The organism is Candidatus Methanocrinis alkalitolerans (genome assembly GCF_029167205.1).
GTDB lineage: Archaea > Halobacteriota > Methanosarcinia > Methanotrichales > Methanotrichaceae > Methanocrinis > Methanocrinis alkalitolerans.
This window is the reverse complement of sequence record NZ_JARFPL010000020.1, coordinates 37,705-45,875: the sequence shown is the minus strand read 5'-3', so window position 1 is coordinate 45,875 and position 8,171 is coordinate 37,705. Positions and strand designations below refer to the sequence as shown.

General features: G+C 61.1%; 12 protein-coding genes. 3 read left to right on the top strand and 9 right to left on the bottom strand.

What is annotated here, in order from left to right; translation table 11 throughout:
• Window positions 1-101: 101 nt before the first annotated feature.
• Complete coding sequence (locus tag P0O24_RS07680) at window positions 102-782, bottom strand: ABC transporter permease (protein WP_316969160.1); 681 nt, start codon at window positions 780-782, stop codon at window positions 102-104.
• Complete coding sequence (locus P0O24_RS07675) at window positions 779-1,285, bottom strand: ABC transporter ATP-binding protein (protein WP_316969159.1); 507 nt, start codon at window positions 1,283-1,285, stop codon at window positions 779-781. The genes P0O24_RS07680 and P0O24_RS07675 overlap by 4 nt, the downstream gene beginning before the upstream one ends.
• A 188-nt stretch (window positions 1,286-1,473) precedes the next feature.
• Between P0O24_RS07675 and P0O24_RS07670 the strand changes: the two genes are divergently transcribed.
• The 3 genes from P0O24_RS07670 to P0O24_RS07660 are packed head-to-tail and all read left to right on the top strand — an operon-like array spanning window position 1,474 to window position 2,503.
• A complete protein-coding gene (locus tag P0O24_RS07670) occupies window positions 1,474-1,635 on the top strand; it encodes a hypothetical protein (RefSeq protein ID WP_316969158.1) in 162 nt (53 codons plus the stop codon).
• Between the two features lie 34 nt (window positions 1,636-1,669).
• Window positions 1,670-2,137, top strand: a complete 468-nt coding sequence (locus P0O24_RS07665; protein ID WP_316969157.1) for a NifB/NifX family molybdenum-iron cluster-binding protein — start codon at window positions 1,670-1,672, stop codon at window positions 2,135-2,137.
• A gap of 6 nt (window positions 2,138-2,143) precedes the next feature.
• The gene (locus P0O24_RS07660) at window positions 2,144-2,503 is read left to right on the top strand and encodes a NifB/NifX family molybdenum-iron cluster-binding protein (RefSeq protein ID WP_316969156.1); all 360 of its coding nucleotides are present in this window, start codon (window positions 2,144-2,146) and stop codon (window positions 2,501-2,503) included.
• Between the two features lie 98 nt (window positions 2,504-2,601).
• Here the strand turns inward: P0O24_RS07660 and P0O24_RS07655 are convergent, their stop codons facing one another.
• The 7 genes from P0O24_RS07655 to mmp3 are packed head-to-tail and all read right to left on the bottom strand — an operon-like array spanning window position 2,602 to window position 8,171.
• Window positions 2,602-3,045 (bottom strand): carboxymuconolactone decarboxylase family protein, encoded by a 444-nt coding sequence (locus tag P0O24_RS07655; RefSeq protein WP_316969155.1) that lies wholly within the window; start codon window positions 3,043-3,045, stop codon window positions 2,602-2,604.
• A 10-nt stretch (window positions 3,046-3,055) separates the two neighbouring features.
• Window positions 3,056-3,979, bottom strand: a complete 924-nt coding sequence (locus P0O24_RS07650) for a methanogenesis marker 7 protein (protein WP_316969154.1) — start codon at window positions 3,977-3,979, stop codon at window positions 3,056-3,058.
• A complete protein-coding gene (locus P0O24_RS07645; RefSeq protein ID WP_316969153.1) occupies window positions 3,972-4,547 on the bottom strand; it encodes a methanogenesis marker 17 protein in 576 nt (191 codons plus the stop codon). Before P0O24_RS07645 ends, P0O24_RS07650 begins: the two co-directional genes overlap by 8 nt.
• 1 nt (window position 4,548) lies before the next feature.
• A complete protein-coding gene (locus tag P0O24_RS07640) occupies window positions 4,549-5,775 on the bottom strand; it encodes a methanogenesis marker 15 protein (RefSeq protein ID WP_316969152.1) in 1,227 nt (408 codons plus the stop codon).
• Window positions 5,772-6,209 (bottom strand): methanogenesis marker 5 protein, encoded by a 438-nt coding sequence (locus P0O24_RS07635; protein ID WP_316969151.1) that lies wholly within the window; start codon window positions 6,207-6,209, stop codon window positions 5,772-5,774. The genes P0O24_RS07640 and P0O24_RS07635 overlap by 4 nt, the downstream gene beginning before the upstream one ends.
• A gap of 9 nt (window positions 6,210-6,218) precedes the next feature.
• Entirely contained in the window at window positions 6,219-6,644 is a 426-nt protein-coding gene (locus P0O24_RS07630; protein ID WP_316969150.1) for a methanogenesis marker 6 protein, read from the bottom strand.
• Window positions 6,645-8,171: a methyl-coenzyme M reductase-associated protein Mmp3 gene (mmp3, locus tag P0O24_RS07625; RefSeq protein WP_316969149.1), complete on the bottom strand. Its 1,527-nt coding sequence runs from the start codon at window positions 8,169-8,171 to the stop codon at window positions 6,645-6,647.

Below are 8,171 nucleotides of genomic sequence, written 5' to 3'. Positions count from 1 at the left end.
AAAACGGGTGCTGCAAGAAGAATTCTCCTGCGAAGCAGCAGGGATTGATTGATCATAATTGGACTCTGCGTGAACTACTTACACACCCATATTATATAACATCAACCGGATAAACGGTCACCACCCATGCCGTTCAGCGAGTAGGTGATGGGAAGGAGGTGGGAGACGGTCTGGAGCCAGGTGGGGAGGACGGCGACGGGGAAGTAGACCCCCCCGAAGAGCTCCGACGTGCTCATGAAGAGCATGTTGATGGGGTCGCCCTTCTTGAAGATCATGATGAAGCTCGCCGAGAGGATCCCGATGCTGGAAAAGCATACGATCGTGAGGGCGAGGATGATCAGCGCCCCCAGGACGTTGGCGCCGGCTAGGCTGACGCCCAAAAGCACGCCGATGGCGAGGTAGAGGAGGACCCGGAAGGATGCGAAGATGAAGTTCCAGAGGGTCGATAGGGTGATGATCGCCGAGGCGTCCGTCGGGGTGACGAGCATCGCCTCCAGGGTCCCCATCATCTGCTCGTCTCTGACGCTCTCGGAGAAGCCCCTCAGCGACACCATCAGGTAGCCGGAGAAGGCGATCCCGATGAGGACGAAGGAGAAGTAGTCGCCGCCGTAGGGGGCGAGGTACGCCTGCCCCGCCGTCCCGATCAGCTTGGCGACGAAGTAGTAGGTGAGGATGTTGAAGAACATGAAGAAGAGCCGCAGGAAGAACTCGAACTTGTAGCTCATCTGGAGGAGGTAGCTCCTCTTTATGAAGGATAAGGCCTTGCGGAAGATAATAATCATACCCCGCCCCTCCTCCGGCCGAGGCCGCCGCCCCGGTGGGGAAAGCCCCTCCGGTCATGGCGGAAGCCCGGTGCCGTTGCCCCGGCCCCAGTCCCGCCCCTCTCCTCGAACTTCTTTCCCGTGTGGTGGACGAAGACGTCGGATAGCTTCGAGCCTTCCCCGAGGGCGGCCTTCAGATCTCCGGGGCGGCCGACGGCCTTTATCCTCCCTTCATCGAAGATCACCACTCGATGGCAGAGCTCCTCCGCCTCCTCCAGGTTGTGGGTCGATACGAATATCGTCTTCCCCCGCTTCCTCACGATCTCTCCTTTGATGAAATCCCGGAGGCTCCGGGCGGCGCCCGGATCGAGGCTCCTCGTCGGCTCGTCCATGAAGAGGACGGCAGGATCGTTGAGGAGCCCCCTGGCGATCGCCATCCTCTGCTTCATCCCGGCGGAGTAGTTGAGAAACCGGACGTCTGCGGCGTCCTTCAGGTCCACGACCCCGAGGAGGTCATCGACCATATCTCTGGCCTCGTCGGAATAGAAGTTGTGAAGGGTTCGGCGCCCTCATCTGCTGCGAAGAGGTATGCGAAGAGGTAAAATGTAAATTTAAAGCCCATCAGATTGAACAATAACCCAGGAAGATTCAAATAGATGGTCGCATATATACGAACATAGCGTTCAACTACCATACCATCTGCTAGATCAACATGGATAAAGTCCCCATAAAAGACATCTCAACTGAGGGATCGAGCCAAAAGGATGAAGACCGAGAGGTTCCAGGAGGCGGGATGGTGATGCCGATTGAAGATGGACTGGAGAGGCTCGAAGAGTGGTCGGTTGTTTGGGGGACGATCGGATTTGTGGAATGAACCGTATGTCAGAAACCTATGAGGAAGTCTTGATATGAAAGTTTGTATTACAGCAGCCGGTCCCGGCCTTGACGTCCCCCTCGACCCGAGGTTTGGGCGGTGTGCCTACTTCGTCGTCGTGGACTCGGAGACTATGGAAGCAGAATCGATGCAAAACTCCAGTGCAGGAGCCGCCAGCGGCGCTGGGATACAGGCGGCCCAGACGATCGCCAACGCCGGAGCAAAAGCCCTGATCACCGGGCAGATCGGCCCCAACGCCACAGAGACCCTGAAGGCGGCGGGGGTTAAGGTCTACCTCACCTCGGGCGGCACCGTCAGAGAGGCGGTGGAGAGGTTCAAGAACGGAGAGCTCTCCGAGACCTCTTCGGCCACCGTCCAGGCCCACACTGGGATGGGCGCTGGGATGGGCGGCGGGATGGGTCGCGGCGGAGGCCGCGGAGGAGGGCGTGGCGGCGGTCGCGGCGGAGGAAGTGGGCAGGGACAGGGCGGTCAAAACCGGTGATGGAAGATGAAAGTTGCAGTTCCAACCATGGGAGATCAGGGTCTCAATGAACTGATATGCGCCCACTTCGGCCGGGCCGAGACCTTCACGATAGTCGACACCGATTCAGGGGATGTAGAGGTGATCCCCAACACCAGCGAGCACATGGGAGGCACAGGCCTTCCCCCGGAGCTCATCTCCGCCAAGGGCGCCCACGTAATGCTGGCGGGAGGGCTGGGGCCGAAGGCGGTGAAGATGTTCGAAGGATACGGGATCGATGTCTTCGTCGGGGCGACCGGCACCGTTCGGGACGCCATCAGCGACTGGAAGGAGGGGTACCTCGAAGAGGCGACCGACGAGAACGCCTGCAGAGAACACCGGCACTGATGGGACGGCGTGGAGCTACGAGGCGAGCTTTGAATCTCTGAGAGCCATCTTCGGCCGATCCGGGGAGATCTGATCCAGAAGGGGATCCAACGCCCCTTTCAGATCTCCATCGGGTCGCCGTTGCTGCTGACGTGGCAGACGGGGCAGGCGTCCTTCTCCTCGTTCAGCTCTCTTGTGGCCATGGCGAGGACGGTGGCGTTTGCGATGTTTCCGGCGATGAGGAGGGCGGCCCCGATCTCATCGTCGGAGATCCCCATCCTTTTCGCGACCCTCAAGTGGAGCTTGAGGCAGTGGGTGCACCGGATGGCCGCGGCGACGGCTATGGATATCAGCTCCTGGGTCTCCAGGTCGAGGGTCTGGGAGCTTCTGATGATGGCGTTGTTGTGAAGGATTTTAGTTATCAGAAGCTCCGGCTTGTCCTTCATGAACCGGAATATGTAAGGCACCTCGCCGTAGGCGTTCTCGATGGAGGCGAGCATATCCTCCGCCGTCTGTTCCGTCCCCTTCTCCAGGACCTTCTCCAGATCTTCTTCAAACCTCATTTCCCCTCACCTAGACGACAAAGCCGGTCTCTGAGACGGGCAATATCCGAACGAGTATATAGTTCTTCATCCTCGAGGGCATCACCTTCGCGATCTCCCCCAGGGTCACCCCCTCGTCGAACTCCACCCCCGCCACCGCCTCGCCGTACTCCTCGTATGGCAGCTTTATCCTCAGGCCGTTGAGGTTCAGGGCTATCGGCAGCGGCGAAAGGGACTGCGTAACGTCGGGGACCTGCTCTCTGACCACCTCCATCGCCCTCGGCGGGGTGGTGGTGAGGGGGTCCTTCGATATCGAGGCCCGGACGCTGTCGAGGGCCCTTCCAACGGCGGCGATGATGTTGTCGAGGGACCCGATCTCCGTCGCCTTCCGGGACCGGTGGGCGATCCGGCCGACGTTCTTGACGTACTCGAAGGCGTAAGGGAGATCTTCTTTCTTCATCTCGGGGCCGCCGGTGACGATCACCGGGACGGTGAGGGTCCGGTAGAGGTGTTCCTTCTTGAGGATGCAGTCGGCGAAGTTTCCGAAGGTAAATACGACGGCGTCGTGCTCGTTGATGAGGGCTGTCTCGAACTCGTCCATCTGAGAGATCTCTCTTGCGACGCCCCGCCCCATCCCGATCATGTTGCTCTTGGCCCCATGCCTCCTGATGTACTCGGCGACGTCGCAGGCGGGGTGGGGGAGGTGATGGATGGCGAGGGTCGGGGTGACGACGGCGATCTCCGTCCCCGCAAGGGGTGCCCGTTCCAGCTTTCCCTTCAGCTCCTTGGTCATCGCCTCCAACGCCGGCATGTCCTCGTGGGGGACGAGCATCAGGAGGATCACCTCGCTCTGGGTGACGTTCTTCTGGAGGAGGTAGCCTCCCAGGTCCTCGATGAGCTCCGTCACCAGGTCGTGCTTGTAGACGCCGCCGGTGAACATCACGGGATCAAGCATCTCGCATACCCCCCAGCTTCTCTTTGGCCTCGGCGATGATCTCTGGAGTTATCGTCTCTTCCGCCGCCAAAAAGAAGAAGTTATCTTTTGCCATCTCGTTCCTCCGGTTCCTGAAGCCTTCGGGGGCTATCCGGACCAGGGCGTCCAGGAGGTCGCGTCGAAACTCCGTCTCGGTGTCCGCCACCACCAGACCTCCGGGCGACTCCTCCGATAGGACGACGAGGACGTTCCTATCGGGCTGCTCCACCTTCTCCCGGCCGTAGGCTCCCCATAGGGCCCGGATGAGCCCCGCCATATGCTCCTCGTCCTCCACGGTGATCTGATACCCGCCCTCGGCGGCCACCAGGTCGCCGACGTCTTCCACCTTCAGGGGAGGCAGCTTCCCCCGGATCATCCCGAAGACTGCGAAGTAGGGCGCCTCTATGTCGACGTAGACGTAGAGCCTCCCTATCGACCTGATGAGCCCCAGATCCTGGAGGATGTCCATGATGATCTCCCGGTACTTCTCGGCCCCGTAGCCCTCGCCGGGCATCTCGACCTCGAAGACCTCGAGGGGGTCCATCTCCATCTCAATCCTCCACGAGGCCCGAGACGAGGAGGCTGGCTCCGACGCAGCCGATGTACTGGGCGTAATCGGGGACCATCACCTTCATCCCTAAAAGCTGCTCCATCGCCCGGGGCAGCCCCTCGATCAGGGCGGTGCCGCCGACCATGATCACCGGCTCCTTCACCTCCACCTCCTGCAGCTGCTGCTCGAAGACCTGCTCTGCGACGCTGTGGCAGGCGGCCATAGCCACGTCCTCGGGCTTCGACCCTGCCGAGAGGCTGTTCACCAGGGACTGGGTCCCGAAGACGATGCAGTAGCTGTTCATGGGGACGTTCTTGTGGTCCCCCTTCATGGCGAGCTTCCCGAGCTCCGTTATGTCGACGCCGAGCCGCCTGGCGGTGAGCTCCAGAAACCTCCCCGAGGCCCCGGCGCAGATCCCTCCCATGGTGAAGGTCCCGGGGATCCCGTCCTGGACGGATATCGCCTTGTTGTCCATCCCACCGATATCTATCACCGTGGCTTCGCCCTTCTGGGCCTCCGCCAGGAAGACCGCCCCCTTGGAGTTGACGGTGATCTCCTCCTGGATCAGCTTCGCTCCGAACTCTCTTCCCACCAGGTGGCGGCCGTACCCCGTCGTCCCCAGCCCCTGGATCTCCTCCCTCTTGACGCCGGCGGATTCGAGGGCGGCGTTGTAGGCGGCCTCGGCGCTCTTGACGACCTCCGTAGTGGGAACCCAGCCTGTCCCTATCACCTCGTTATCTTTCATCACCACCGACTTGGTCGTCGTCGAGCCGGAGTCGATCCCGGCGGTGAGGCCCGTCTGTCTCTCCCGGGATAATAGCCCCTTGAACTTGGCGGTGGTGACGAGGGCCTCCATCCTGGTGAGGAGCGTCTCGGCGGTCGTCCTCTCGGTGAAGGAGTAGCTGAGGACGGGGATCCTGGAGTTCTCATGGATGTACTTTCTGATCTCGCTACGAACTATGGCGCCTTCGGCACACCGAAAGCAGGTGGCTACGAAGACGGCGTCGGCGAGGTCGGGGTTCTCCACGATCCGCGTCGCTCTGGCCATGGCGAGGTTGAGGTCGCCGCTGGCCACCTCGATCCCGAACCTCTCCTCCACGTTCATGACGTCCTCGAGGGAGACCTCGGGGAATATCAGCTCCGCTCCCACCATGTCGGCCGCCTTCTGCAGCTCCCCCTGGACGCCGCTGTACTCGGGGCCGCAGGAGAGCTGGGCTATCCTGATCAACTCAAACCCTCCAGAAACTCGCGGATTTTGAAGACGAACTGCTTCGCCTGAAACTCATCCTCGGGATATTCCAGCTCCAAAAGGGGGATGCGTTTCGTCTTCAATAGGAAGCGGGCGAGCTCGTTAGTCCTGGCGCAGCCGGTGCACCCCAGGGTGCAGTCGTCCCCCTTTATGACGATCGCCGCCTCCGCCTCCTCGATCATCGGACCCAGGAGCGCCATCCTCCCCCTCACTCCGGAGGGTACGTCGACGGCGGCGTACTTAAGCCCCTTCTTGGGGTCTTCGGGGGTCATGTTCAGGGGGGGAGAGTCGAGACCGGGGGTGACTATCTTCTTTCTCACCTCTTTTGAGACTACCAGCGCTTCGTGACCTTTCCTCTCGACGAGATCCGCGAGGATCATGCTGGTGGGAGGGTATACCATGACTTTAACCATGAAAGGACCTCAGGAAAATTCTTCGTTTATCATCGCTTCCAGCTCCTCCAGGCTCGGGCGCCGCTTCGTCTCGACCCCGGACGGAGGTTCTTCGCCCCTCGCCTCGGATTCGAGGCCCCGGGATATCAGGGGGAGGATATCGGACTCGTGTTCCATCATGTAAAAACCGGGCCTGGCCCCCCCGCCCCGGTGGCCCCGACACCTCCTGGGGTCCCCGGGCGGAAATCCCCGATCTTTGATGAAGATGTTGTTCTCGTCCATCTTCCTCACCTCCTCCACCGTCGCCGAGATATCCTCCTCTTCGCCGTCGATGATGACGCCAAAGCAGGTCTCTTTGACGTTTATGTCGCGGCCGATCTCGTAGATCTTGAGGGCTATGTCGGAGGGGAGGACGTCGGAGTCCTGACTCGTCACCACGTACTTGGTAGATTTCACCTATCGCACCTCCAGAACGTAAACGGTCTCCTCCTCCTTGACGTCCCGGAGCTTCTCGGGGTCGAGGATCCTACCCACGATGTTCGTCGCCAAAAACTTCTCTCCCGAGGGGCCGTACTTGGGGTCGTCCTCCAGCTTGACTCCGACGAGGCCAGCGTTCTTAGCCGCCTGGTTGGTGACTCCGATCTCCCCAGCCCTGACCAGGTCCCCAGGCTTGTTCTCGGGGAGGATCTCCTTGTAGCTGGTAGCCGAGATCGCCGGCTTGAAGAGGATGGTATTCTCGTAGACGAAGTGGACGGGGAGGGGTCCCACCGGTTTCTCTTTCAGCCCCACCACGTGTCTGAAGTAGTCCAGGGTCTTTGGTGCCAGGTCGTCGTAGAGCTCGATCGCCACCATCCGATCTGACGGGATCGATTTGACGGTGACCTTCCCCTCCTTCAGGATCTGCATGGTGGCGACGGGCCTCTGCTCCACCACCACGGCGTCGTCGCCAAAGTGGCCTTCGACCTCAAAATCTATCCCCCTCCCCTCTGCGATCCTCTCCGCCTCTTTGAGGGGGAGCCCCATCAGCATGATCCTCTCGGGGTTGACCTTAGCCGCCAGCTTCATCCCGCCCTCGGCGAGCTTCACCAGGTCCATCCCTGCGGTCACTGTCCCCACCACGGAGTGGCCGGGGATGGAGGTCCTGTCCGCCTTGTAGATGAAGATCCTCCCCAGGCCCCTGCCGCTGGTCCTGATGGTGACGGCGCCCTCGCTCCTGGGCTCGCGGTTCTCAAACTCTATCCGCTCCCCCAGAAGGACGTCGGAGGATGCGTAGGAGCTGGAGGTCCTGTCGACAGAGAAGACCCCGTCCCTCGTCGCTCCCAGGAAGAACTCGGCACCCTCTGGCGCCGACTCGCTCAGGTCCACCTCAATTCTGGTATAGATCTCCATCCCGTCGGCGATGGGGAGGGATAGGTCCTGGGTTGCCATCTTCTCTGAGATGGCAGCCCATTCCACGATCGGCTCCGCGTCCAAGATCGAATCTCCCAGTTCGAGCCTCCCCAGGAGGTCTTTGCCCCCCACCACCGTCGCAAAGACGCCCCTGTTCTCGGCGGGAGAGCCGTAAGCCGCAGAGTGCCTCTTCCTCGCGAAGACTATCTGGCCTTTATCAGCCTCAAAGCCGCTGGCCCCCAGGATGACCTCCCACCGGTCATACTCCTCCTCTCTTCTGGTGGGAGACATCTTCGTTCCCACCGGCCCTAAGGCTACGGCGGCGCCGTCGCTCCACCGCACCTTCAGACCCGAGATGGTGCCGACGGCCCGGTGCCAGACCTCCTGCAGCCCCGTATCGAGGAGCTCTATCCTCATCTTCCCCTTGGTGGTGTTGAGCCAGTAAGAGTTCGTCTCCTTGGCCTCCTCCTCCCTACCCTTGACTATCCCGATGATGGCCTCCTCCGTTGCTCCAACGCCCGCCGCCTCTAGGGCGTCTTTCAGGGTCGAACCAGCCGCCAGGGAGATCTCCGCTCCGTCGAGAAAGACTTTCAA